The sequence below is a fragment of the Pseudomonas gingeri genome, from assembly GCF_013386115.1.
GTDB classification, from domain to species: domain Bacteria; phylum Pseudomonadota; class Gammaproteobacteria; order Pseudomonadales; family Pseudomonadaceae; genus Aquipseudomonas; species Aquipseudomonas gingeri.
Genome location: NZ_JACAOR010000013.1, coordinates 229,175 through 251,766, shown reverse-complemented (window position 1 = coordinate 251,766; position 22,592 = coordinate 229,175). Strand labels below are relative to the sequence as shown.

26 protein-coding genes are annotated in these 22,592 nt (G+C 63.7%); 15 read left to right on the top strand and 11 right to left on the bottom strand.

The features are described from left to right. The first annotated feature begins 173 nt into the window (after positions 1–173). Both HX881_RS25275 and sutA read left to right on the top strand, forming a co-directional pair. Entirely contained in the window at positions 174–599 is a 426-nt protein-coding gene (locus HX881_RS25275) for a secondary thiamine-phosphate synthase enzyme YjbQ (protein ID WP_017125502.1), read from the top strand. Positions 600–701: 102 nt separating this feature from the next. Then, complete coding sequence (gene sutA / locus HX881_RS25270) at positions 702–1,031, top strand: transcriptional regulator SutA (RefSeq protein WP_017125501.1); 330 nt, start codon at positions 702–704, stop codon at positions 1,029–1,031. A 63-nt stretch (positions 1,032–1,094) separates the two neighbouring features. On the opposite strand, the gene HX881_RS25265 is transcribed toward sutA, so the two are convergent. The 6 genes from HX881_RS25265 to lptM are packed head-to-tail and all read right to left on the bottom strand — an operon-like array spanning position 1,095 to position 5,690. Then, the gene (locus HX881_RS25265) at positions 1,095–1,802 is read right to left on the bottom strand and encodes an HAD family hydrolase (protein ID WP_017125500.1); all 708 of its coding nucleotides are present in this window, start codon (positions 1,800–1,802) and stop codon (positions 1,095–1,097) included. Continuing rightward, the gene (gene xerC / locus HX881_RS25260) at positions 1,802–2,698 is read right to left on the bottom strand and encodes a tyrosine recombinase XerC (protein WP_177087204.1); all 897 of its coding nucleotides are present in this window, start codon (positions 2,696–2,698) and stop codon (positions 1,802–1,804) included. Before xerC ends, HX881_RS25265 begins: the two co-directional genes overlap by 1 nt. Positions 2,699–2,700: 2 nt before the next feature. Continuing rightward, entirely contained in the window at positions 2,701–3,423 is a 723-nt protein-coding gene (locus HX881_RS25255) for a DUF484 family protein (protein WP_177087202.1), read from the bottom strand. A gap of 13 nt (positions 3,424–3,436) precedes the next feature. Next, on the bottom strand, positions 3,437–4,267 hold the full coding sequence (dapF, locus tag HX881_RS25250; RefSeq protein ID WP_177087200.1) for a diaminopimelate epimerase: 831 nt from the start codon (positions 4,265–4,267) through the stop codon (positions 3,437–3,439). A gap of 4 nt (positions 4,268–4,271) precedes the next feature. After that, positions 4,272–5,519, bottom strand: a complete 1,248-nt coding sequence (gene lysA / locus HX881_RS25245) for a diaminopimelate decarboxylase (RefSeq protein ID WP_177087198.1) — start codon at positions 5,517–5,519, stop codon at positions 4,272–4,274. Positions 5,520–5,528: 9 nt separating this feature from the next. Then, the gene (lptM, locus tag HX881_RS25240) at positions 5,529–5,690 is read right to left on the bottom strand and encodes an LPS translocon maturation chaperone LptM (protein ID WP_017125495.1); all 162 of its coding nucleotides are present in this window, start codon (positions 5,688–5,690) and stop codon (positions 5,529–5,531) included. 216 nt (positions 5,691–5,906) lie between these two features. Between lptM and cyaY the strand changes: the two genes are divergently transcribed. From cyaY to rnk, 3 genes are all read left to right on the top strand, one after another. Continuing rightward, positions 5,907–6,239 carry an iron donor protein CyaY gene (cyaY, locus tag HX881_RS25235; RefSeq protein WP_177087196.1) on the top strand — a complete coding sequence of 111 codons (333 nt, stop codon included), beginning with the start codon at positions 5,907–5,909 and terminating at the stop codon, positions 6,237–6,239. Beyond that, positions 6,239–6,463, top strand: coding sequence for a DUF1289 domain-containing protein (locus HX881_RS25230; RefSeq protein ID WP_422765609.1), 225 nt, complete (start codon positions 6,239–6,241; stop codon positions 6,461–6,463). Before cyaY ends, HX881_RS25230 begins: the two co-directional genes overlap by 1 nt. Before the next feature lie 228 nt (positions 6,464–6,691). After that, complete coding sequence (gene rnk, locus HX881_RS25225) at positions 6,692–7,105, top strand: nucleoside diphosphate kinase regulator (protein WP_017125492.1); 414 nt, start codon at positions 6,692–6,694, stop codon at positions 7,103–7,105. Between the two features lie 34 nt (positions 7,106–7,139). Here the strand turns inward: rnk and HX881_RS25220 are convergent, their stop codons facing one another. The 3 genes from HX881_RS25220 to HX881_RS25210 form a co-directional block, all read right to left on the bottom strand. Next, a complete protein-coding gene (locus tag HX881_RS25220) occupies positions 7,140–9,986 on the bottom strand; it encodes a class I adenylate cyclase (protein ID WP_177087192.1) in 2,847 nt (948 codons plus the stop codon). Positions 9,987–10,169: 183 nt separating this feature from the next. After that, the gene (locus tag HX881_RS25215) at positions 10,170–10,418 is read right to left on the bottom strand and encodes a TIGR02647 family protein (RefSeq protein ID WP_017125490.1); all 249 of its coding nucleotides are present in this window, start codon (positions 10,416–10,418) and stop codon (positions 10,170–10,172) included. Between the two features lie 166 nt (positions 10,419–10,584). Further along, positions 10,585–10,869 carry a hypothetical protein gene (locus tag HX881_RS25210; protein ID WP_017125489.1) on the bottom strand — a complete coding sequence of 95 codons (285 nt, stop codon included), beginning with the start codon at positions 10,867–10,869 and terminating at the stop codon, positions 10,585–10,587. Between the two features lie 125 nt (positions 10,870–10,994). Here HX881_RS25210 and HX881_RS25205 point away from each other — a divergent pair, with 125 nt between their 5' ends. Continuing rightward, positions 10,995–11,654: a glutathione S-transferase family protein gene (locus tag HX881_RS25205; protein ID WP_017125488.1), complete on the top strand. Its 660-nt coding sequence runs from the start codon at positions 10,995–10,997 to the stop codon at positions 11,652–11,654. Positions 11,655–11,958: 304 nt separating this feature from the next. Here the strand turns inward: HX881_RS25205 and argH are convergent, their stop codons facing one another. Beyond that, on the bottom strand, positions 11,959–13,353 hold the full coding sequence (gene argH / locus HX881_RS25200) for an argininosuccinate lyase (protein ID WP_177087190.1): 1,395 nt from the start codon (positions 13,351–13,353) through the stop codon (positions 11,959–11,961). 183 nt (positions 13,354–13,536) lie between these two features. Here argH and HX881_RS25195 point away from each other — a divergent pair, with 183 nt between their 5' ends. From HX881_RS25195 to HX881_RS25160, 8 genes are all read left to right on the top strand, one after another. Further along, positions 13,537–14,619 carry a sensor histidine kinase gene (locus HX881_RS25195; protein ID WP_177087188.1) on the top strand — a complete coding sequence of 361 codons (1,083 nt, stop codon included), beginning with the start codon at positions 13,537–13,539 and terminating at the stop codon, positions 14,617–14,619. Next, positions 14,616–15,362, top strand: a complete 747-nt coding sequence (locus HX881_RS25190) for a LytR/AlgR family response regulator transcription factor (RefSeq protein WP_017125485.1) — start codon at positions 14,616–14,618, stop codon at positions 15,360–15,362. Before HX881_RS25195 ends, HX881_RS25190 begins: the two co-directional genes overlap by 4 nt. Before the next feature lie 138 nt (positions 15,363–15,500). Beyond that, positions 15,501–16,442, top strand: a complete 942-nt coding sequence (gene hemC / locus HX881_RS25185; protein ID WP_017125484.1) for a hydroxymethylbilane synthase — start codon at positions 15,501–15,503, stop codon at positions 16,440–16,442. Beyond that, entirely contained in the window at positions 16,439–17,206 is a 768-nt protein-coding gene (locus tag HX881_RS25180; RefSeq protein ID WP_017125483.1) for a uroporphyrinogen-III synthase, read from the top strand. Before hemC ends, HX881_RS25180 begins: the two co-directional genes overlap by 4 nt. 17 nt (positions 17,207–17,223) lie before the next feature. Beyond that, entirely contained in the window at positions 17,224–18,351 is a 1,128-nt protein-coding gene (locus HX881_RS25175) for a uroporphyrinogen-III C-methyltransferase (RefSeq protein WP_017125482.1), read from the top strand. Next, the gene (locus HX881_RS25170; RefSeq protein WP_017125481.1) at positions 18,348–19,586 is read left to right on the top strand and encodes a heme biosynthesis protein HemY; all 1,239 of its coding nucleotides are present in this window, start codon (positions 18,348–18,350) and stop codon (positions 19,584–19,586) included. Before HX881_RS25175 ends, HX881_RS25170 begins: the two co-directional genes overlap by 4 nt. A gap of 225 nt (positions 19,587–19,811) precedes the next feature. After that, positions 19,812–20,324 (top strand): disulfide bond formation protein B, encoded by a 513-nt coding sequence (locus HX881_RS25165; RefSeq protein WP_017125480.1) that lies wholly within the window; start codon positions 19,812–19,814, stop codon positions 20,322–20,324. A 192-nt stretch (positions 20,325–20,516) separates the two neighbouring features. Then, the gene (locus HX881_RS25160; protein WP_017125479.1) at positions 20,517–20,975 is read left to right on the top strand and encodes an Rsd/AlgQ family anti-sigma factor; all 459 of its coding nucleotides are present in this window, start codon (positions 20,517–20,519) and stop codon (positions 20,973–20,975) included. Positions 20,976–21,038: 63 nt separating this feature from the next. Here the strand turns inward: HX881_RS25160 and HX881_RS25155 are convergent, their stop codons facing one another. Beyond that, complete coding sequence (locus HX881_RS25155) at positions 21,039–21,704, bottom strand: FKBP-type peptidyl-prolyl cis-trans isomerase (protein WP_177087186.1); 666 nt, start codon at positions 21,702–21,704, stop codon at positions 21,039–21,041. A 332-nt stretch (positions 21,705–22,036) separates the two neighbouring features. On the opposite strand from HX881_RS25155, the gene HX881_RS25150 reads away from it, so the two are divergent. Further along, positions 22,037–22,592: AlgP family protein (locus HX881_RS25150; RefSeq protein ID WP_218171774.1), on the top strand; the 556-nt coding region annotated here is incomplete at its 3' end.

The following is a 22,592-nucleotide window of genomic DNA, read 5'->3' as shown; positions in this document are numbered from 1 at the left end:
TTGCCTGGATTTTGTCAGTGCAAAGAGAGCTGAAAGGTTTTATCCAGAAGCATTCCAGCCAAAACGCCGGGACTATTCCCCATGGGCCGATGGCTTACAGCATGGCTGGCGTATTAGGCGCTTTGCTTTTTTCCTGAGCGCGCTAGAATGCGCGCCGATGGGCGGAGAACTGTATGTGGCAACAGACACTGATTACCTTGCGGGCCAGGCCCCGGGGTTTTCATTTGGTGACCCAGGAGTTGCTCGATGGCTTGCCTGAACTGAAGGCATGTCGAGTCGGTCTGTTGCATTTGTGGCTGCAGCATACCTCGGCCTCGTTGACGATCAACGAGAATGCCGATCCGGCGGTTCGCCGTGACTTCGAACGTTTTTTCAACCGACTGGTGCCGCAAGGCGGGCTCGAGTATGAACATGACGACGAAGGCGCGGATGACTTGCCGGCGCACTTCAAGGCCAGTTTGCTAGGCTGTCAGCTGACTTTGCCGGTAACGGCGGGACGGTTGGCTCTGGGTAGCTGGCAAGGTGTCTATCTGGGCGAACACCGTGATCATGGCGGTGTTCGTAGAGTCCTCGCCACCCTGCAGGGTGATGGGGCATAAGCCGCTGGGGTCCAGCGGATGTTGATTTTTTTCCGGCGGCCTACGACAGTCGGCGCAGCTGGGCTATAACTAATCTGCTTTTCGCAAGTCATGAGGTAGAACATGAGCGACGATGATCTGGAAAACGATGACCTCGAAGTAGGCGACGAAGACGAAACCGAAGAAGGTCTGGAAGCGGCGGCTGAAGACGTAGATGTTGCCGATGACGACGGTGGCGATGTCCCCGCGCCGACTGCCAAGGGTAAGGCCAAGGCAGCCGTATCGGTTGACGAACTGCCCAGCGTGGAAGCCAAGAACAAGGAGCGTGATGCTCTGGCCCGCGCGATGGAAGAGTTCCTCGCACGTGGTGGCAAGGTGCAGGAAGTCGAGGCCAATGTGGTGGCAGATCCACCCAAGAAGCCGGATAACAAGTACGGCAGCCGACCTATCTGAGTGTCAGCTTCCTCGCTTGTCGAAAAAGCCCGCCGTCGCTGCGGGCTTTTTCATGCCTGCCGGTCAGGCCCTGGTGTTCCAGGCGGCTAGCAGCGCCGGCAGTTCGGTCAGGCTGCGGATCTGCGCATCCGGTGGCTGGTCCGCTTCCCAGGCCTTGCCCGCGGGGTTGTACCAGATCGCCCGCAGGCCCGCCTGCTGCGCCCCGGCGATATCGTCGCCCGGATGGTCGCCGATATGCACCGCCGCTTCTGCCGGGACATTCCCGCCGCGGACCAGCGCTTCGTGGAACAGCCGTGAATCGGGCTTGGCGATGCCGATGTCCTCGGCGCACAGGGCAAAGCGGAAGTAGTCGGCAAGGCCCAGGCGGCGCACGTCGGCATTGCCATTGGTGACCACGCCCAGGGCAAAGGAGCGGCCAAGGGTCTCCAGGGTCGGCTCGACCTCGGGAAACACCTCGATCTGGTGCCGAGCGTGAATGAACACTTCGAACGCTTCCGCTGCCAGTGTCTCGGCCTGCCCGTGGGCATAGCCGGCTTCTTCCAGCGCATGGAACAGCACCCGGCGGCGCAAGGCGCTGATGCGGTGCTTGAGCGTCGGCTCCTTGAGCAGCACCCGTTCGCGGATCGCCCACAGGTGCTCGATCGGCACGCCGCCCAGGTCCGGCGCGTGCCCGGCCAGCCACTCCCGCAACACGTTCTCCGCGCTGTGGATCACCGGCGCGGTATCCCACAGGGTGTCATCGAGGTCGAAGGTGATCAGCTGAATCGTCATTACTCACTATCCTTGCTGCGTTTGGCCCGGGGGTGGGCGCTGTCATAGACGGTTGCCAGGTGCTGGAAGTCAAGGTGGGTGTAGATCTGCGTGGTCTTGATGTCCGCGTGGCCGAGCAGTTCCTGCACCGCGCGCAGGTCCTGGGAGGACTCCAGCAGGTGGCTGGCAAAGGAGTGCCGGAGCATGTGCGGGTGCAGGTTCTGCCCCAGTTCACGCTCGCCGGCCGCCTTGACCCGCAGCTGGATGGCCCGGGGGCCGAGGCGCCGGCCCTGCTGGCTGACGAATACCGCATCGTCCGCCGGATTGCTCAGGGCGCGCAGCGGCAGCCAGGTCTGCAAGGCTTCGCGGGCCTTGCGGCCGATCGGCAGGACGCGGGTCTTGCTGCCCTTGCCGTGGACCTGCACCAGGCCGTCCGCCAGGTCCAGCTGGTCGAGGTTGAGCCCGGTCAGTTCCGAGAGACGCAGGCCCGAGGAGTAGAACAGCTCGAGGATGGCCTGGTCGCGGTGGGCGAGGAAATCATCCTCGACGGCACCGTCGAGCAGTTGCAGGGTGCGATCGGTGTCGAGGGTCTTGGGCAGCCGGCGTTCGCCCTTGGGCGGCGCCAGGCCGGTGGCCGGGTCGTGGTTGCACAGGCCTTCGCGGTTCAGATACTGGTACAGCCCGCGGACCGCCGACAGCAGCCGTGCCAGGCTGCGCGAGGATTGTCCCTGCTGGTGCAGGCGCGCCACCAGTCGCCGCAGCCGCTGGATATCGAGGGCCGACCAACTGCCGATCTGTTCCTTTGCGCAGAAGGCGAGGACCTTGTTCAGGTCGCGCCGGTAGGCTTCGAGGGTATGGGGCGACACCTGGCGCTCACTGCGCAGGTGCTCGCAGTAGGCGTCCAGTTGCCGTTCCACGACTAGCGCACCGAGCGCAGGGAGTGGGTGAAGCGCGGGACGACACGCCCCAGGACTTCGGCGATATAGCTGAGGAACAGGGTGCCGACCGAACTCTTGTAGTGCTGCGGGTCGCGGCTGGCGATGGCGAGCACGCCGTGCAGGCCCAGATGGCTGATGGCGACCACGGCGGTGGAGCCGATCTGCTTGCGTTGTTCTTCGCCGAACAGGAAGTCCAGCTCATGCTCGCGCAGGCTGCCGCTGATGCTCTTGCCTTCCGAGAGCAGGCCGCCGATCGCCTGCTGCGCGTCGGCACCGCTGACCCAGCGGCCCACTGGCATGGCGTTGTCGCTGAACAGGATCAGGCTGACGAAGGGCACCTGGAAATCCTGGCGCAGGCTGTCTTCGACGGCCATCACCAGGTCTTCCAGGCTGGCCGCGTCCATCAGCGCGAGGATCAGCCGACGGGTCTTGTCGAACAGCCGGTCGTTGTCGCGGGCGACGTCCATCAGCTGCGAAAGCCGGTGGCGCATCTCGATATTGCGTTCGCGCAGGATCTTCATCTGCCGTTCGACCAGCGATACCGTGTCACCACGCTGGTGTGGAATGCGCAGCGCCGGCAGCAGCTCTTCGTGCTCGACGAAGAAGTCCGGGTGAGCCTCCAGGTAGGCGGCGACGGTCGCCGCCTCCAGGCTTTGCGCAGGCAGTTCGTTGGGCTGTTCTGGAGCCTGAGGCTGATCGGTCATGACGTTCGCTCGCTTATAGACGCACTTGTCCTTCATACACCCGTACGGCCGGCCCGGTCATCATCACCGGTGCGCCGTCGCCGGCCCACTCGATGGACAGGCGTCCGCCGGGCAGGTCGATGGTCACCGGTGAATCCATCCAGCCCTGGCTGATGGCCGCGACCGCTGCCGCGCAGGCGCCGGTGCCGCAGGCCTGGGTTTCCCCGGCGCCACGTTCCCAGACGCGCAGTTGCGCGCGCTGGCGATCGATCACCTGCAGGAAGCCGACGTTGACCCGCGCCGGGAAGCGCGGATGGTGTTCGATCTTCGGTCCCAGTTCGTGCACCGGGGCGCTGTTGATATCCGTCACGCGCAGCACCGCATGGGGGTTGCCCATGGACACGGCGGCCAGGTCGACGTTCTGGCCGTCGACGTCGACCGGGTAGCTCAGGGCCTGGGCCGCAGCCTGGAACGGAATGTCCGCCGGCACCCGGCGCGGGGCCCCCATGTTCACGCTGATCTGGCCGTCCTGGCGCACGTCCAGTTCGATGATGCCGCTCTTGGTCTCGACGCGGATCTGCCGCTTGGCGGTCAGGCGCTTGTCCAGGACGAAGCGTGCGAAGCAACGGGCACCGTTGCCGCATTGCTCCACTTCCGAACCGTCGGAGTTGAAGATCCGGTAGCGGAAATCCACCTCGGGATTGCTCGGTGCCTCGACGATCAGCAACTGGTCGAAGCCGATGCCGGTGTGCCGGTCACCCCATTGCTTGGCGTGCTTGGGCAGGATGTGCGCGTGCTGGCTGACCAGGTCGAGGACCATGAAGTCGTTGCCCAGGCCGTGCATCTTGGTAAAACGCAGCAGCATGGTCTTACTCCGGCAACAGGCTTTCGCCGGCGTACAACTCGGCCAATGTCTCGCGACGGCGGATTTCGATCATCTGCTCGCCATCCACCAGCACTTCGGCGGCACGGCCGCGGGTGTTGTAGTTGGAGCTCATGACAAAACCATAGGCACCGGCCGAGTGCACGGCCAGCAGGTCGCCTTCCTCCAGCGCGAGCTGGCGGTCCTTGGCCAGGAAGTCGCCGGTTTCGCAGATCGGTCCGACGATGTCGTAGGCCCGTGGCTCGCTGTCACGCGGGCGCACGGCGGTGACGTTCATCCAGGCCTGGTACAGCGCCGGGCGGATCAGGTCATTCATCGCCGCGTCGACGATGGCGAAGTCCTTGTATTCGGTGTGCTTGAGGTATTCGACCCGGGTCAGCAGCACGCCGGCGTTGGCGACGATAAAGCGGCCTGGTTCGAACATCAGCGTCAGGTCGCGGCCGGCGGTGCGCTCGCGCACGGCCTTGATGTAGTCGGCCACCAGCGGCGGCTCTTCATCGCGATAACGCACGCCGACACCGCCACCGAGGTCGATATGGTGCAGGTAGATACCGCATTCGCCGAGGCGGTCGATCAGCGCCAGCAGGCGGTCGAGGGCGTCGAGGAACGGCGGCAGGCTGGTCAGTTGCGAGCCGATATGGCAATCGACGCCCAGGACTTCCAGGTTCGGCAGCTGTGCGGCGCGGACATAGACCTCTTCCGCGTCAGCGATGGCGATGCCGAACTTGTTTTCCTTCAGGCCGGTGGAGATGTACGGGTGGGTGCCGGCATCCACGTCCGGGTTGACCCGCAGCGAGATCGGTGCGCGGACGCCCATCTCGGCCGCCACCACCTGCAGGCGCTCCAGCTCGTCGGTGGACTCGACGTTGAAGCAGTGCACGCCGACTTCCAGGGCACGACGCATGTCGTCACGGCTCTTGCCGACGCCGGAGAAGACGATCTTGTCCGCCGCGCCACCGGCGGCCAGGACACGCTCCAGTTCGCCACGGGACACGATGTCGAAACCGGCGCCGAGGCGCGCCAGGACATTCAGCACGCCGAGGTTGGAGTTGGCCTTGACCGCATAGCAGACCAGGTGCGGGGCACCTTGCAGGGCATCGGCATAAGCGTGGTATTGCGCCTCGATATGGGCGCGGGAGTAGACATAAGTCGGCGTGCCAAAGCGCTCGGCGATGGCGGACAAAGCTACACCTTCCGCGAACAGTTCACCGTCGCGGTAGTTAAAAGCGTCCATGGTGATCCCTTAGTAGGTGTCGTGCTTGTGCGCTTTGGCCTGCGAGGACTTGGCCTGGTCGTCCGGGTTCTGACTGTCATCGGGAAGATACAGCGGACCTTTTTGCCCACAGGCAGAGACCAGGCAAGCGATCGCGAGGAGCGCAGCAAGGGAAGAGATCAGGCGCTTCATGGCGAAATCCTTTGTAAAAGCATTAATTGCGCCCGAGTATACCGGCCACCCGGCGGCTTGCCTATGCGGGCCGCCAGCCGGACTCCGCCGGGTCGATCGGGACCTGGTGGATTATTGATGTCACTGTCGCTCCAGGGTGGTTATGCTTTGCAATCATCCGCGAGCGCCCGTATCTTCGGGCGCCTGGAGTGACCAGTATTTTTCGAGGTTCGCGCAATGAGTTTGACTGAAGCCCGTTTTCACGATCTGGTCGATGCCACCCAGCAAGTGCTGGAAGATATTTTTGACGAGAGTGGCCTGGATGTGGACCTGGAGAACTCCGCGGGTGTGTTGACCGTGAAGTTCGAAGGGGGCTCCCAGCTGGTTGTTAGCCGCCAGGAGCCTCTGCGTCAGCTCTGGCTGGCCGCTAAGTCAGGCGGTTTTCATTTTGACTATGATGAAGAAAACTGCGTCTGGACGTGCGACAAGACCGATGAGTTGCTGAGCGAGATCGTTGCTCGCTCGACTTTGGAGCAAGCCGGCGTCAACCTGGACTTCGACGAGATCTGATCGTGACGCAGCAAGCCACACCGGCAAGACCCGCCAAGCCGCTGTACAGCAACATCAGCCCGGCCGTGCCTTCGCCTTGCGTGAGTCTGTGCCGGCTCGACGAGCAAAAAGTGTGTATCGGCTGTTTTCGGCATGTCGAGGACATTCGCGAATGGCGTTCGGCGGACGACCAGCGCCGCCGGGTGATCTGCGAGCAGGCACGACAGCGCCGGGCGCAGGCCTGATCGCGGTCCTCGCGGGCGTTGCCTTGCCCGCGATGGCGGCGGTGAACGGGGCATCGTAGTCACTGGCAAGCCAGCTCCCAGCGGGACATGCATTGCGCTGCGACTTGTGTATTTGCGCTGCTGTGATAGTGTCCGACTATGCCTCGCGATGACGAGGCCAGTGAAAACCCCGCCTTTCGTGGCGGGGTTTTGCTTTTATCGTGCAGAAAAAAGGAGTCTGCCTGGATCATGAGCACCGCACCTTCCATCATCCTCACCCGCCTCGATGTGCAGCGTCTCGAGCGCCTGATCGACAGCCTGGACGATTCGCTGCCGGGCGTCGTCGCGTTGCAGGCCGAACTGGATCGCGCTGAAAGCGTCGTGGGCCACGAAGAAGTGCCCGCCGGTGTCGTGACCATGAATTCCCGGGTCCATTGCCGTGAAGAAGGCAGTGGCAAGGACTATCACCTGACCCTGGTCTATCCCCAGGATGCCAATGCCGACGAAGGCAAGATCTCGATTCTCGCGCCGGTCGGCAGCGCCCTGCTCGGCTTGCAGGTCGGTCAGCACATCGATTGGCCGGCCCCGGGTGGCAAGACCCTGAAGCTGACCCTGCTGGAAGTGGAATACCAGCCGGAAGCGGCCGGTGACTTCCACCTCTGAGCCGTCACTTACAAGCCATCACCCCTGAGCCCTTTCAGGCCTGTTCCAGGGCGATATTCAGCGAGCTTTCCAGGTCGGCCTTGTAGCGCAGGTACAGGTTGGTCGAGCCCGTGCCTTCGCCGACCAGGCCGCTGAGGTCCAGGTCGGTGATGTAGCAGCGATAGCGCTCGACCTCGCGCCGCTGGCCGATAATCTCCTGGGCGACCGCGATAAACAGCTGGTCGCCGTATTCCAGTTGGGAAAACTCCCGCTGATTGCAGTACAGGGTGACCTGGACTTCGTTCGGCCCGGCCTTGCCGACGATCGCCTGGACGTCGTAGAACGGCTTGTTGACCGGCGTCTGCGGTGCCGGCCGGGTCTCGACCCGTCGTGCCCGCCCCGGTGCCGAGGGCAGCAGCTGGTAATACAGGGTTTCCAGCACGGTCGCGGGCAACGTCGAATCCATCGGCATCAAGGCCTCGCGACGGTACAGGATCGACTGCAGGAAGCGTTGCAGCGGCACCAGCAGGCTTTGCTCGTCATGGAATGGCAGGCGCTGTTGCCACAAGGCATTGAACTCATCCAGCACATACAGCTCGGCCTGATTCTCGTTGATCCGGAAGAACACCTGTATGCACTCGGGCTGGCCCATCGGCAGCACCAGGGCCAGGTCGTGTTCCTCCATGGCCCGCAGATCCAGGTGCAACGGGCTGTAGCTCGACAGGTCGGCGCTCAGGTAGTCGAGCAGCGTCGACAGATTGTCCAGGGCGATATGGCGGACCTGGCCGGGCACCAGTTCCAGGACGTGGTAATGCTGCTGGACCTGCACCAGGTAGCGGTGGTTGAGGTCGCCGATCAGCAATTCCTGGGCGGTATTGAGCACTTCCTCGACCCGCTGGGCGATGAATTGCGCGCGGTTGTGGCAGAAACAGCGTACCCGCAGCCTTGGCATCTCGCGGCCCAGGGGCAGGTTGTTGAGGTAGTCGCGCAGGCAGTCGAGCAGGGCATGGGGGCCGTCGTAACGACTGATCAGCACTTCGTTCCAGCTGTTGAGGGTGACCTGGTCGAGGGTCAGCACCAGGTTTTCCCGGACACCGGCATAACTCAGGGAGTCGGTGCGCTCGGTGGTCATCAGGATATTCAGGTCGCGGTGGTGCTTGAGCGGGTCTACGCCGACGTTGACCAGCAACAGCACCTCGCTCGGGATGCTCGGACGCAGCAGCTGTTCTTCGCCGACGGTGCTCAGGGGCAAGGCGATCACCTGCTGCAGGCTGCCGAGCAGGTTGAACAGCTCGAATTCGGTCAGGTCGCTGCTGCCGGGGTGCAGGGCGAGGCGGGTGCTGCTGTCGATCACGCCGTTGCGGTGGCACCAGGTCAGCAATTCCAGCAGCTCGCGGCTGCGCTTGATCGGCGCGAAGTGTTCCCACTCCTGGGCGCCCAGGCTGCCGTTGTACAGGCCCCAATGGGTCTGCCCCGGCTCCTTGCGGTTGGGCGACTGGACCAGCGTCAGGGTGTCTTCGGCGAGGTCCGGGGCGATGCCGGGGTTGATGAACTCGATCTTGCCGGCCTTGCGCTCGAACGCGGCGTACAACCGGCGGCCGAGCACGTTGAGGTCGCGCTTGTTGATCAGGCTGACCGCCTGCTCGGTACGGGCGAACTGGGTCAGGAAGCGATAGCTGTAGTTGAGTTCGTTGACCAGTGCGCGGCGTTCGGCGCTGACCTGGCGGACTTTCCACTGGCTGCGGCTGTCGAGCAGCGCCAGTTGCCGGCGGTCCCAGCCCCATTCGCCGGCCAGGCGCTCCAGCAACTGGCGTTGCCAGCTGGTGTTGCGCGAGCTGTTGCCGGTGAGCTTGCGGTTGACCTTCAGGTACAGGCTGCGCCGTACCAGTTCCAGGCGTTCCGGCTCGTTGCGGGCCTTGAGGTATTCCTCGATCCGCCGGTAGACCACGATATAGGGGTCCAGCTCGTCGAGGTCCAGCTGGTTGGCGAACACCGCCTGCTTGAAACGCAGGCTCAGGCATTCGACCCGCGGGTGCTCGCTGGCATAGACCTCGGTCAGCAGCAGCTTGAGCACCGACTTGTAGGGCGACTCGATCCCCTTGAACAACTGCCAGAGCCCGGCACCGATGAACTCGCCCGGCGGGATCTGCGCCAGATGGCCGAGGTCCAGGCCTTCGTCCGCGCGGATAAAACGCTTGGACAGCAGGGTATGGGTGTATTGGTCGTAGCGCGCCTCCTCGTACACCGGCACCAGCCACCACAGCGGCGTCCGTCCGGCGAGCCAGATGGCGGTGCGATAGAACTCGTCCAGCAGCAGGTAGTGCTGGGTGGTGCCGCAGTCTTCCGAGCTCAGTTGGGCGTCCCGCTCGCCACGGACGAAGCGCGCCGGGTCGATCAGGAAGAAATGCGCTTCGGCGCCCTGGCTGGCCGCCCACGTTTCCAGCAACTGGCATTTCTTGCGCAGTTCCGCCAGCTCGCCCTGGCTCAGGTCGCTGGCGTGGCAGACCCAGAAGTCCATGTCGCTCTGGTCGGCCTGGGCCAGGGTTCCCAGGCTGCCCATCAGGAACAGCCCATGGATCGGCCGCGGCGGGTTGCCGTGACGGGCCTTGTAGGAGAAGGAACGGGTCAGGCGCTGGGCTTCGGCGAGCGCCGAATCGTCCGGCTCGTAGCTCGACAGCCCGGCCGGCGTGCTGCCCGAGACATAGCCGGGCAACAGGGGATGATTGACATGGAAAAACAGCGGCAGCACGTTCAGCACGACCTGCTGGCGTGGCGAGAGACCTTCCATGGCACGGTCGAGCCGACCCTGGTTGAGCTTCAGAAAGCGCGAGCGCAGCTGGCTGAGCACCTTGCGGTCGATGCCCTCGTCCAGGTTTGGGCGAATTTCGTGGGTGCGCGTCATTTCAAACTCAAACCGGCTCAGCGGCGCTCGACAGTAGGAAATCTCTGAAGGGTGGCAGTTTACAGGCTAAGCGGGCCGCGCTTTAAGCTGAATTTGTCGATGGATGTCAGATTGCCAGATGAGTGGCCGCGGTCAGCCCGCGCAACCCGTGAAAACACAGGATTGCGTGGGCCTGGGGCGGACTCAGGCGGCTTCTTTTCGGACGTTCAGGATGGTCAGCAGGCCTTGGGCATGTTCGGCGGCGTCACGGCCCAGGCTGGTCAGGTAACCACCGTCTCTCTGGGTGATCAGTTCTTTGTCGAACAGGCGTTTGGCGGCGGCGATGGCAGTCGGGGCAGCGGTCTGATGAATTTTCAGGCCCTCCTGGGAACTCCCCAGGTTGAACAGTGCAAGGATTTCCAGTTCGGCAACCAACTCAGGGGTATACGACATAAGGACTCCAGACTTTCTAGGAATTATTGGACGACAGCGCCCCTAAGGTGATCCCACTTGCGCGGGCTGTCCAGTGCTGGATGAGCGCGCGGCCGGATGGCGTGCTGGAGGCGTGGGATCAGTTGTTACAGGGTTTTTCCAGTGTAGACAGTCCTTGCTGAAACGCTCACTGCTTCTCGGGCGGCAGCTCCGGCAAGGCGCGCAGGGCGTCTTCGTACCACTGGGTATCGAACGCGCGGTCATCGTCGAGCATCGCGTCGATTTCCGTCGCCAATACATGGGCCATGAGGGTGAGAATCTCGTCGCGTTCGTAGCCGACCAGGGTCAACTTGTTGAACGTGGCCTTGGCGGCCGGCGGGTTGTCGCTTTCGATCTGGTTTTCGATGGCCTGGACCAGGGTGCTCTCGGCGAACTCTTCGTCGTCGTTGTCGATATCGGTTGGCTCGCTCATGGCAGGCTCCTCAAGGAAAGGTCGCCAGTTTACCCGTATTCATCACCGTGATGCTGCTGGTTGAATTTTGTCCAGTGCACTATAACTTCCCCCGCCAACCCCCCGCACGGCCTGGAGGCTTTGTGATGCTCAAGCTTTATGGATTTGCTGTCAGCAACTACTACAACATGGTCAAGCTGGCATTGCTCGAGAAGGGCCTGTCGTTCGAGGAAGTACCGTTCTACGCCGGACAGACGCCGGAGGCCCTGGCAATCAGCCCGCGCGGGAAAGTCCCGGTGCTGGGCGTGGAGCAGGGCTATATCAACGAAACCAGCGTGATCCTCGAATACCTCGACGACACCCAGGGCGGCAAGGCGCTGTTGCCCAGCGACCCGTTCCGGCGTGCCCAGGTCCTGGCGCTGGCCAAGGAGATCGAACTGTACATCGAGCTGCCGGCGCGGGCTTCGTTTGCCGAGGCGTTCTTTGGCATGCCGGTGCCGGAGGCGATCAAGGAAAAGACCCGCACCGAGCTGTTGCTGGGCTTTGCCTCGCTCAAGCGCCATGGCCGGTTCGCCCCTTATGTGGCGGGCAACGAGTTGAGTGTGGCGGACCTGTATTTTCTCTACAGCGTCGACCTGGCCTGCGCGGTCGGCCAGAAGCTGTTCGGGATCGATCTGTTGGCCGGGATGCCGGAGGCGAAGGCCTTGCTGGAGCGTCTGCAGCAGACGGAGCATGCCCAGCGGATCGCGGCGGACAAGGAGGCCGCGATGCCGGCGTTCATGGCGATGATTGCCGCCAAGAAATAGGTTGTGGCGTTCATCAGGACGCCATCGCCAGCAAGCCGGCTCCCACCGGATGAGTGTCGAGCGCGGAACATGGGTTCGAGCACAAACCTTGTAGGAGCTGGCTTGCCAGCGAAGAGGCCCGCCAGCCTGGCCTCGGCTGATCGATCGCCTTCGCCGGCAAACCGGCTCCCACCGGATGAGTGTCGAGCGCGGAGCATGGGTTCGAGCACAAACCTTGTGGGAGCTGGCTTGCCAGCGAAGAGGCCCGTAAGCCTGGCCTCGGCTGATCGATCGCCCTCGCCGGCCAGCCGGCTCCCACCAGGGATCAGCGGCTGGCGAGCAGTGCCTGGCCGCGGGCGACCGCTGCCTTGACCTGTGCCGGCGCGGTCCCGCCGATATGATCGCGGGCGTTGACCGAGCCTTCCAGGGTCAATACCGCAAACACGTCCTGGTCGATCTGGTCGCTGAACTTGCGCAGCTCTTCCAGGCTCATTTCCGCCAGGTCCTTGCCGCTTTCCACGCCGTACTTCACCGCGTGGCCGACGATTTCGTGGCAATCACGGAACGGCAGGCCACGACGCACCAGGTAGTCCGCCAGGTCGGTCGCGGTGGAGAAGCCGCGCAGTGCCGCCTCGCGCATCATCGCGTGCTTGGGCTTGATCGCCGGGATCATGTCGGCGAAGGCCCGCAGCGAGTCGCGCAGGGTATCGGCGGCATCGAACAGCGGTTCCTTGTCTTCCTGGTTGTCCTTGTTGTAGGCCAGGGGCTGGCCTTTCATCAGGGTCAGCAGGCCCATCAGGGCACCGAACACCCGGCCAGTCTTGCCGCGTACCAGCTCCGGCACGTCCGGGTTCTTCTTCTGGGGCATGATCGAGCTGCCGGTGCAGAAGCGGTCCGGCAGGTCGATGAACTGGAACTGCGCGCTGGTCCACAGCACCAGCTCTTCGGAGAAGCGCGACAGGTGCATCATCGCGATGCTGGCCGCCGAGCAGAACTCGATGGCGAAGTCACGATCCGAAACGTTGTCCAGGGAGTTGCCGCCGACCACATCGAAGCCCAGCAGCTGGGCGGTGTATTCGCGGTCGATCGGGTAGGTGGTGCCGGCCAGCGCCGCGCTGCCCAGGGGCATGCGGTTGGTGCGCTTGCGGCAGTCCACCAGGCGCTCGTAGTCACGGCTGAGCATTTCGAACCAGGCCAGCATATGGTGGCCGAAGGTCACCGGCTGCGCGGTCTGCAGGTGGGTGAAACCGGGCATGATAGTGCCGGCTTCACGCTCGGCCTGTTCCAGCAGGCCTTTTTGCAGGCGGGTGATTTCCGCCAGGATCAGGTCGATTTCGTCCCGCAGCCACAGGCGGATATCGGTGGCGACCTGGTCGTTGCGGCTGCGCCCGGTGTGCAGCTTCTTGCCGGTGACGCCGATGCGGTCGGTCAGACGCGCCTCGATGTTCATGTGCACGTCTTCCAGGTCCACGCGCCAGTCAAAGTTGCCGGCCTCGATTTCGCCCTGGAGGGTGGTCAGTCCGTCGACGATGCTGTCGCGCTCGGCATCGGTCAGCACGCCGACCTTGGCCAGCATCCTGGCGTGGGCGATGGAGCCCATGATGTCGTGACGATAGAGGCGCTGGTCGAACGTGACGGAGGCGGTGAAGCGTGCGACGAAGGCGTCGACGGGTTCACTGAAGCGGCCGCCCCAGGACTGATTGGTCTTGTCGGTGCTCATGGATTCGCTCGTGATCTACTGAAGGTGGGTTGCCGGAAAAGTCGTTGCCGATCATAACAGGGTTGCCCCCGCTGGGGCTGACACTGGTCGCGCGGTTTTTATTTCGACCGAATCGGTCGGGTGGCTTGTCGCCGGCAGCGCAGGCGCGGAGACTGGGTCTCTCGTTTCGGGAATACGCCCCGTATGCCAATCTCACGAACGAAGGTGGCGCGTGATGCGCCGGCGACACCGGAATTCTTCCTGCCGGAGCTCTGCCTGCCAGAAGCGCTGCTGGTGCTGGTGATATTGGCCGAGTTGCTGGTGATGGTGCTGGTGCTGTCCGAGCCGATGCCCGCCGGTTTCGACTGGGTGCGCCTGGCGCTGACCTCGCTGTACGTGCAGTGGATCGTGCTGCTCTCGGCGGCGGTGCTGTGTGGCGCCCGGTCCTGGCTGGCGCGCCTGCGTCCCGGGGTGGCGGGTGCCTTGTGCTGTGCCCTGGTGGTCGGCCTGACGCTGATCTGCACCGCCCTGACCGAGTACCTTTCCCTTGTCGAGCGGCAGGTCGACGCCGGCAGTTTCGGCCGTTATCTGCGCCATGGCTTGATCAGTCTCATCATGTCGGCGCTGATGTTGCGCTACTTTTACCTGCAGAGTCAGTGGCGGCGCCAGCAGCAGGCGGAGTTGCAGGCGCGGCTCGAGGCGTTGCAGGCGAGGATCAGGCCGCACTTCCTGTTCAACAGCCTGAACAGCATTGCCAGCCTGGTGGCGACCGACCCGAGGCAGGCCGAGCAGGCGGTGCTGGATCTGTCGGACCTGTTCCGGGCCAGTCTCGCCAAGCCGGGGAACCTGGTGTCGTGGCGCGACGAGCTGGAATTAGCGCAACGATATTTGTCGATCGAACACTATCGGCTTGGCAACCGTCTACAGTTGGACTGGAGGGTGGGGACAATTCCGGACGATTTGCCGATCCCGCAACTAACCTTGCAACCATTGCTGGAAAACGCTCTGATCTATGGAATCGCGCCGCGGGTCGAAGGCGGGGTGGTCAGAGTCGAAGCCGACTATAAAGAGGGAGAGTTCATATTGTGTATCAGCAATCCCTACGACGATGCTGCCCAGCAGCAGGTGTCGAGCGGTACTCAACTGGCGCTGGTGAACATTGGTGCCCGACTTACGGCACTTTTTGGGCCTCGCGCTAGTCTTAGCGTGGATCGCCGTGACGGACGTCACTTCACCTGTCTACGCTATCCTTGTGCGAGACTCACGCAGGAATCCAGCGCAATATGAATGTCCTGATCGTTGATGACGAACCCCTGGCCCGCGAGCGCCTGAGCCGTTTGGTTGGCGAACTCGAGGGTTACAGTGTCCTGGAGCCCAGCGCCACCAATGGCGAAGAGGCATTGGCCCTGATCGACAGCCTCAAGCCGGATGTCGTCTTGCTCGATATCCGCATGCCGGGCCTGGATGGCCTGCAGGTGGCCGCGCGCCTGTGCGAGCGCGAAACGCCGCCGGCGGTGGTGTTCTGCACCGCCCATGACGAGTTTGCCCTGGAGGCGTTCCAGGTCAGCGCCGTGGGTTATCTGGTCAAGCCGGTGCGTTCCGAGCATCTGCTCGAGGCCCTGAAGAAGGCCGAGCGGCCCAACCGCGTGCAACTGGCCGCGCTGACCCGCCCGGCCGCGGAAACCGGCGCCGGACCGCGTACCCATATCAGTGCGCGGACCCGCAAGGGGATCGAACTGATTCCCCTCGACCAGGTGATCTATTTCATCGCGGATCACAAGTACGTGACCTTGCGCCACGAAGGCGGCGAAGTCCTGCTCGACGAGCCGCTGAAGGCCCTGGAAGACGAGTTCGGCGACCGCTTCGTGCGTATCCACCGCAATGCGCTGGTGGCCCGCGAACGCATCGAACGCCTGCAGCGCACGCCCCTGGGGCACTTCCAGTTGTTCCTCAAGGGCCTCAACGGCGATGCGCTGATCGTCAGCCGGCGCCATGTCGCCGGTGTGCGCAAGATGATGCAGCAGCTCTGATCCGGGGCTTGTCACAGGCCCCGAGGTTTGTCCGTCCGCTGTTCCAGGCCAGGGAGGCTGCGGACTTTCTGATACAAGTCAAAGCTGGCCGGGCTGAACTGTTATTATCTGCCGTATCTATTCAGTACGGATCGATCCATGTCTTCTCGCGAAATCCGCATCGCCACCCGTAAGAGCGCGCTGGCCCTTTGGCAGGCCGAATACGTCAAGGCCCGCCTGGAACAGGCTCACCCGGGGTTGAAGGTGACCCTGGTACCGATGGTCAGTCGCGGCGACAAGCTGCTCGACTCGCCGCTGTCGAAGATCGGCGGCAAGGGTTTGTTCGTCAAGGAGCTGGAAACCGCACTGCTCGAGCACGAGGCGGATATCGCCGTGCACTCGATGAAGGACGTGCCGATGGATTTCCCCGAGGGGCTCGGCCTGTTCTGCATCTGCGAGCGTGAAGATCCCCGCGATGCCTTCGTCTCCAATACCCATGCCAGCCTGGATGCGTTGCCGCCGGGCGCGGTGGTCGGCACGTCGAGCCTGCGCCGCCAGGCGCAACTGCTGACCCGCCGTCCCGACCTGCAGATCCGTTTCCTGCGCGGCAACGTCAACACTCGCCTGGCCAAGCTCGATGCCGGCGAGTACGACGCAATCATCCTGGCGGCCGCGGGGCTGATCCGCCTCGGTTTCGAAGACCGTATCACCTCGGCCATCAGCGTCGAGGACAGCCTGCCGGCCGGTGGCCAGGGCGCGGTCGGTATCGAGTGCCGCAGCGCCGACAGCGAGATCCATGCACTGCTCGCCCCCCTGCATCACGCCGACACCGCCGTACGGGTCACCGCCGAGCGGGCCCTGAACAAGCACCTCAACGGTGGCTGCCAGGTGCCGATCGCCTGTTACGCCGTGCTCGAAGGCGAGCAGGTCTGGCTGCGTGGCCTGGTCGGCCAGCCCAGCGGCGGCCTGCTGCTGAGCGCCGAAGCACGCGCTCCGCAAGCGGATGCCCGGGCGCTGGGCGTGCGGGTGGCCGAGGATCTGCTGGGGCAGGGCGCGGACGTCATTCTCAAGGCCGTCTATGGCGAGGCCGGCGAGGAATGACCGGCTGGCGTCTGCTGCTCACGCGGCCGACGGATGAGTCGACCGCGCTGTCGGCGGTACTGGCCGAGGCCGGGATCTTCAGCAGTGCCTTGCCGCTGCTGGAAATCGAGCCGCTGGTGGTCGATGGTGCCGGGCTGACGAAGATTCTCAACCTGCCTTTCTATTCGGCGGCGATTGTCGTCAGCAAGCCGGCCGCGCGCCTGGGACTGGACCTGGTGGACCAGTACTGGCCGCAGCCGCCGCTGCTGCCCTGGTTCACCGTCGGTGCCGCGACGGCCCGCTTGCTGGACGACTACGGCCTGCGGGTGGACTATCCGGCCGATGGCGATGACAGCGAGGCCTTGCTCGACCTGCCGGCCTTGCAGGAGGCCCTGGCACAGCCCGATCCCCGCGTGCTGATCCTGCGCGGAGAGGGCGGGCGCGAGCTCCTGGCTGAGCGTTTACGCGGCCAAGGTGCTAGTGTCGACTATCTGGAACTCTATCGTCGCTGCCTGCCGGCGTATGCCGAGGGCACCCTGATCGGGCAGATTCGCGCGGAACGCCTGAACGGGCTGGTGGTCAGCAGTGGGCAGGGTTTTGAACACCTGCGGCAGTTGGCGGGCGCGGCCTGGCCGGAAGTGGCCCGGTTGCCGTTGTTTGTTCCAAGCCCCCGGGTGGCGCAGATGGCTCGTGCCGCCGGGGCTCAACATGTTGTGGATTGTCGTGGTGCCAACGCCACGGCTTTGCTGGCGGCGCTACGGGAGTTCCCCGTACCCGCTTTCTGAATGCAAAGGATGGATACGTGAGCGAAACAGCCTTGCCAAAAGAAGAAGCTCAACCGGTGCCCGAGGCGCCGGTCAAACCGCCGGTGGCGCCTGTCGAGCGCCGTGGCAATGGTCTGGCGATCCTGGCGTTGCTGCTGGGTGCCGCCGGTGTGGCCGCGGGCGGCTGGGGTGTCTGGCAGGTGCGCAACCTGCAGGCCAATCACCAGCAGCAGGGCGGGCAACTGCAGGAACTGGGCAACCAGGCGCAGTCGCTCAAGCTGAGCGAACAGCAGTTGGCCGCGCGCCTGGACCAACTGCCGGGTGCCGCCGAACTGGAGGACCGCCGGCGCCTGGTGGCGCAGTTGCAGGGCGATCAGCAGCGCCTGGGCCAGCGTCTGGAAAGCGTGCTGGGCGCCAGCCGCAAGGACTGGCGCCTGGCCGAGGCCGAGCACCTGTTGCGCCTGGCCACGCTGCGCCTGTCGGCGTTGCAGGACATCACCAGTGCCCTGGCCCTGGTGCAGGGTGCCGACGATATCCTGCGTGAACAGAACGACCCGGGCTCCTTTGCCGCCCGCGAACAATTGGCCAAGAGCCTGGCAGCGCTGCGCAGTACCGAGCAGCCGGATCGCACCGGACTGTTCCTGCAACTGGGCGCCTTGCGTGACCAGGTCGCGCAGCTCAACGAACTGGCACCGGAGTACAAGGACCGCGGCGACTCCCTGCTGGGCCTGACCTCCGATGGCGACGGCGCCAGTCGCTGGGCGCAGTGGTGGGACGAGATCTCGCGTTATATCCGTATCGACTTCAACGCCAACAAGAACATCCGGCCGTTGCTCGCCGGGCAGAGCCTGACCCAGGTCCGCCTGGCCTTGAGCCTGGCGCTGGAGCAGGCGCAATGGGCGGCCCTGAACGGCCAGGCGGGGGTTTACACCCAGGCGCTGACGGAAGCTCGCGATGTGTTGACCGGCAGCTTCAATCCGGACAACCCGCAGAGCAAGGTCATGGTCGAGCAGCTCAGCGAACTGAGCCGCAAACCGGTGACAGTGCTGACCCCGGACCTGGCTGCGACCCTCGGTGCCGTCCAGGCCTATCTCGAGCGGCGCCACGTGGAAGCCGACACGCCGGTGAGCGGTAGTGCCAACCCGGCGCAGGAGACCAGTCCATGAAACGGTTTATCGCGATTGCACTGCTGGTCATCGTCGCGGTAGGTCTGCTGGGCTTCGCGATTTCCAGGCATGCCGGCTACGTCCTGATCGCCTATGACAGCTTCCGTTACGAATCCAGCCTGTGGGCATTCCTGGCCGTGCTGCTGGTGCTGTGGCTGGCCTATCGACTGCTCAGGTTCCTCGTCGGCCTGGTCACGGCGTCGAGTTCGGCGGCCAACCCCTGGTCCCGGCGCAACCGTAGCCGGCGGATCCAGCTGGCCATCGAACAAGGCCAGATGGATCTCGCCGAAGGTCGCTGGGCCAGTGCCCAGAAACACCTGCATCGGGCTGCCGAGGCTGAGCGCCAGCCGCTGCTTTATTACCTCGGCGCGGCGCGTGCGGCCAATGAGCAGGGTAAATATGAAGAGTGCGACAGCCTGCTGGAACGCGCCCTGACGCGCCAGCCGCAGGCCGAGCTGGCGATTGCGCTGAGTCACGCGCAGTTGCAAGTGGACCGTGGCGATACCGAGGGTGCTTTGGGTACGCTGCAGGCCATGCATGAGCTGCATCCCCACAGTGTCCAGGTGCTGCGCCAGTTGCAACGGCTGCATCAGCAGCGGGGCGACTGGTCGGCGGTGGTCCGGCTGCTGCCGGAACTGCGCAAGGACAAGGCGTTGCCGCAAAGCGAGCTGGTCGAACTGGAGCGGCGCGCGTGGGGCGAAAACCTCGGTCTGGCGGCGCGTCGTGAAGAGGATGGCGAGGCCGGCCTGCAGTCGCTGGAGCGGGCCTGGCAGCAATTGTCCGCGGCTCAGCGGCAGGAGCCGCAACTGGTGCTGGCTTATGCCGAGCAACTGCGCCGGCTGGGGGCCGAGGTGCAGGCCGAGGAGGTCTTGCGCGCGGCGCTCAAGCGTCAGTACGACAGCCATCTGGCGCGCCTCTACGGGCTGCTGCGCGGGCGCGATCCGGCTCGCCAGCTGCAGACCGCCGAGGGCTGGCTCAAGGACCATCCGGCGGATGCCAGCCTGTTGCTGACACTGGGGCGCCTGTGCCTGCAGAACAGCCTGTGGGGCAAGGCTCGCGATTATCTGGAAGGGAGCCTGCGGGTACAGCGCAACCCGGAAGCCTGTGCCGAACTGGCCAGGCTGCTGGCCCAGTTGGGAGATACCGAGCGCAGCAACCAACTGTTCCAGGAAGGTCTTGGCCTGCTGGACGAACGCTTGCTCGCGTTGCCGCTGCCGGTACCGGTGAGCGCCTAGGCGAGATCGGGGCGGGTGGTCCGTGATGGGCGACCCGTCTCAGGCCCCCGGCCTATTTCCCTGTAATGCTCTGATACCGAAATCCTACTCGCTACTTAATGGTTTCATAGGATGTCTGTCGGTAATTCCCTACAGGCTTGAGGAATTATCTGCTGCGGCCCGCCTTGAAAGGGCCAAGGCCTTTCCTCTACCGTAACTGCCTGTCTCTCCTGTTACGGAAAAGCCATGTTCTTGGCCCGCTCACGTTCTCTGTTCTCCCTGGCTTTTCTGGCAGCGGCCCTGGTCATGGGGGCATCGTTGTACCTGGAGTATGGAGTCGGGCTGGAGCCGTGCTCGCTGTGCGTGATGCAGCGCCTGTTCCTCGGCGGCTTCTGCCTGGTCAGCCTGGTGGGCGCCTTGCACGGGCCGGCGCGCATCGGTCGTTGGGTCTATGGTGCGCTGGGGTTGCTGTTCGTCCTGGCGGGGGCGGCGACCGCGGCCCGGCAGGTCCTGCTGCAGCGGGTGCCGATAGAGGAACTGATGATCTGCCAGCCCGGCCTGCATTGCCTGATGCAACAGGTCTCGCCTTTCAAGGCGTTGGTCCTGATGTTCCGGGCGACCGCCGAGTGCGCGCAGATCCACTGGACCCTGTTCGACCTGAGTCTGCCCGAGTGGAGCCTGCTGGCCTTTGTCGGCATGAGTATTCTGGCGATCTATCAGATAGTTGGCCCGGCCACCGGCGCTGAACGCCGCGCGTGAAGCAACCGGTAGTCGCCCTCCGGATTAAACACTTGTATGAACTTTATCTCCTGCGTACCTTGAAGCAGGTGTCGTGCGGGCATAATCTGGCCCGCACGTGTTATCGCAAATAGGTTGTTCTGTTTGGCCAAGTCAGGATCCTCGGCGTGTACGAGGTGTCGGGCGGCATGACCCAGAAGGGAAGAGATCACCATGCTCGAAAGTTGTCAGAATGCTCAGGAACGCTGGGGTGGAGTGCATCTGCTGATCGACCGCTGGTTGCAGGCGCGTCACGAACTGGTACGGGCTTATGATGCTCTCGGTGCCGAGCCCGGAGCCCTGGCGGACAATCGCCAGCCGCTGCAGGAGTTCTGCGGGGTCCTGGTGGACTACGTGTCGGCCGGTCACTTCGAAATCTACGAACAGCTGACCGGCGAGGCCAAGGCATTCGGCGACAAGCGCGGGCTGGAACTGGCCGAGACGATCTATCCCCGTATCGATGTGATCACCGAAAAACTGCTGGCCTTCAACGACCTGTGCGACGCCGGCAAATGCGTGGCGGAGAAGTTCAAGGAGCTCGGTGGCCTGCTGCATGAACGCTTCGAACTCGAGGACTGCCTGATCGAAGTGCTGCACACCGCACACAAGGAAGAGGCGGTCGCCCAGGCCTGAGGTGTAGCGATTCTCCACTGAAACGGTGCGCATGGCGCGCCGTTTTTCGTTTGTGGGGCAGGCTCAGCTGGCGACGCCCAGCAACTCGATATCGAACACCAGCGGCGTATACGGGGCGATCAGGTCACCCGCGCCATCCGCGCCATAGGCTTGTGCCGAAGGCAGCACCAGACGCCACTTCGCCCCCACCGGCATCTGCGGCAGCGCACTGCGCCAGCCATCGATCACGCTGTCCAGGCGAAACCATTGCGGTTGGCTGTTCTGGTCGAACACCGTGCCATTGGGCAGGTGGCCCACATACCGCACTTGCACCCGGCCATTGGCAGCCACTTTTGCACCGGTGCCCGGTGTCAGTTCGGTCACGAGGATGCCGTCGGCCAGTTCTCGGACACCCGGTTTGGCTTTTTCCTCGGCGAGGAATTTCTTCTCGGCTTCGAGGGCAATCTCGCTTTGCGGTTTTGCCGCTTCCTCGGCGGCCCGGGCTTCGTGAGCGGCCAGGACCTGCTCGATGCGTTCGTCCTTCAGGGCCAGCGGCTTGCCCTGGTAAGCCTGCTGCAAACCTTCGACCAGTGCCTTGAGTTGCAGGTCCGGAACTTCCTGGCGCAAGCGTTCGCCGAGACTGGCGCCGAGGCTGTAGGCGAGGTCATGGGCATCGTCGGTTTTTTCTTCTGGCGCGGCATGGGCCAGTGGCAAGACAAGACACAACGACAGCAGTAGATAACGCGACATGGGGACTCTCCGACCTGAGATCCGAAGGATTATGCCAGTGCTGCGCGACGGTTGTTGGAGAACTCGCGGCGCCCTGAAAAACCGCCGATTGCGGTGTGCTCGAAGCGGGTGGTGGAACGCGAAAAAGAGTGGGGACGCGGTCCGGAAAAACACGACGAAATATCGCCTGTGCGAGGGGAATTTTATCGGCGATTTCTGTGTTCGTCCGATGATCCCGAAGAACATTTTTTGCAGCATGCAACGCCAGCCATTCGATACTGTCAACATGCCCTAGCGGCGGTAGTCACAGAGGGCTAGTATGAGCCGCACTCACGTCAGCCAGGAGGTAAACCATGTCGGCCACCAAGAAGCCTGTAAATACTCCGTTGCACTTACTCCAACAGTTGTCGGGCAGCCTGCTCGAGCATTTGGAAAACGCTTGTTCCCAAGCCTTGGCTGATGCTGAAAAACTGCTCGCCAAACTGGAAAAGCAACGCGGTAAAGCACAGGAAAAACTGCACAAGTCCCGCACCAAATTGCAGGAAGCCGCTACTGCCGGAAAAGCCAAGGCACAAGCCAAGGCCAAGAGCGCAGTGGGGGAACTGGAAGAGCTGCTCGACAAGCTGAAAGCCAGCCAGTCCGAAACCCGTACCTACATCCTGCAACTCAAGCGCGATGCGCAAGAGAGCCTGAAACTGGCGCAAGGTGTTGGCCGTGTGAAAGAGGCCGTGACCAAGGCCCTGTCCACCCGCGCCGCCAAGCCTGCCGCTCCGGCCAAGGTTGCCGCTGCCAAGCCGGCTGCAAAACCTGCCGCTGCCAAAACTGCTGCTGCTAAGCCAGCCGCGAAACCAGCCGCTGCCAAACCCGCCGCCGCCAAGCCGGCTGCAAAACCTGCTGCTAAAACCGCTG

Coding starts and splice junctions, on each gene's coding strand:
- HX881_RS25170 (WP_017125481.1), top strand. CDS start 18,348: ATGAAACGGTTTATCGCGATTGCACTGCTGGTCATCGTCGCGGTAGGT.
- HX881_RS25210 (WP_017125489.1), bottom strand. CDS start 10,869: ATGAGCGAGCCAACCGATATCGACAACGACGACGAAGAGTTCGCCGAG.
- HX881_RS25205 (WP_017125488.1), top strand. CDS start 10,995: ATGCTCAAGCTTTATGGATTTGCTGTCAGCAACTACTACAACATGGTC.
- cyaY (WP_177087196.1), top strand. CDS start 5,907: ATGAGTTTGACTGAAGCCCGTTTTCACGATCTGGTCGATGCCACCCAG.
- HX881_RS25180 (WP_017125483.1), top strand. CDS start 16,439: ATGACCGGCTGGCGTCTGCTGCTCACGCGGCCGACGGATGAGTCGACC.
- HX881_RS25195 (WP_177087188.1), top strand. CDS start 13,537: ATGCCAATCTCACGAACGAAGGTGGCGCGTGATGCGCCGGCGACACCG.
- dapF (WP_177087200.1), bottom strand. CDS start 4,267: ATGCTGCTGCGTTTTACCAAGATGCACGGCCTGGGCAACGACTTCATG.
- HX881_RS25275 (WP_017125502.1), top strand. CDS start 174: ATGTGGCAACAGACACTGATTACCTTGCGGGCCAGGCCCCGGGGTTTT.
- HX881_RS25265 (WP_017125500.1), bottom strand. CDS start 1,802: ATGACGATTCAGCTGATCACCTTCGACCTCGATGACACCCTGTGGGAT.
- HX881_RS25190 (WP_017125485.1), top strand. CDS start 14,616: ATGAATGTCCTGATCGTTGATGACGAACCCCTGGCCCGCGAGCGCCTG.
- sutA (WP_017125501.1), top strand. CDS start 702: ATGAGCGACGATGATCTGGAAAACGATGACCTCGAAGTAGGCGACGAA.
- HX881_RS25255 (WP_177087202.1), bottom strand. CDS start 3,423: ATGACCGATCAGCCTCAGGCTCCAGAACAGCCCAACGAACTGCCTGCG.
- HX881_RS25160 (WP_017125479.1), top strand. CDS start 20,517: ATGCTCGAAAGTTGTCAGAATGCTCAGGAACGCTGGGGTGGAGTGCAT.
- HX881_RS25155 (WP_177087186.1), bottom strand. CDS start 21,704: ATGTCGCGTTATCTACTGCTGTCGTTGTGTCTTGTCTTGCCACTGGCC.
- argH (WP_177087190.1), bottom strand. CDS start 13,353: ATGAGCACCGACAAGACCAATCAGTCCTGGGGCGGCCGCTTCAGTGAA.
- HX881_RS25215 (WP_017125490.1), bottom strand. CDS start 10,418: ATGTCGTATACCCCTGAGTTGGTTGCCGAACTGGAAATCCTTGCACTG.
- HX881_RS25165 (WP_017125480.1), top strand. CDS start 19,812: ATGTTCTTGGCCCGCTCACGTTCTCTGTTCTCCCTGGCTTTTCTGGCA.
- HX881_RS25220 (WP_177087192.1), bottom strand. CDS start 9,986: ATGACGCGCACCCACGAAATTCGCCCAAACCTGGACGAGGGCATCGAC.
- lptM (WP_017125495.1), bottom strand. CDS start 5,690: ATGAAGCGCCTGATCTCTTCCCTTGCTGCGCTCCTCGCGATCGCTTGC.
- lysA (WP_177087198.1), bottom strand. CDS start 5,519: ATGGACGCTTTTAACTACCGCGACGGTGAACTGTTCGCGGAAGGTGTA.
- hemC (WP_017125484.1), top strand. CDS start 15,501: ATGTCTTCTCGCGAAATCCGCATCGCCACCCGTAAGAGCGCGCTGGCC.
- rnk (WP_017125492.1), top strand. CDS start 6,692: ATGAGCACCGCACCTTCCATCATCCTCACCCGCCTCGATGTGCAGCGT.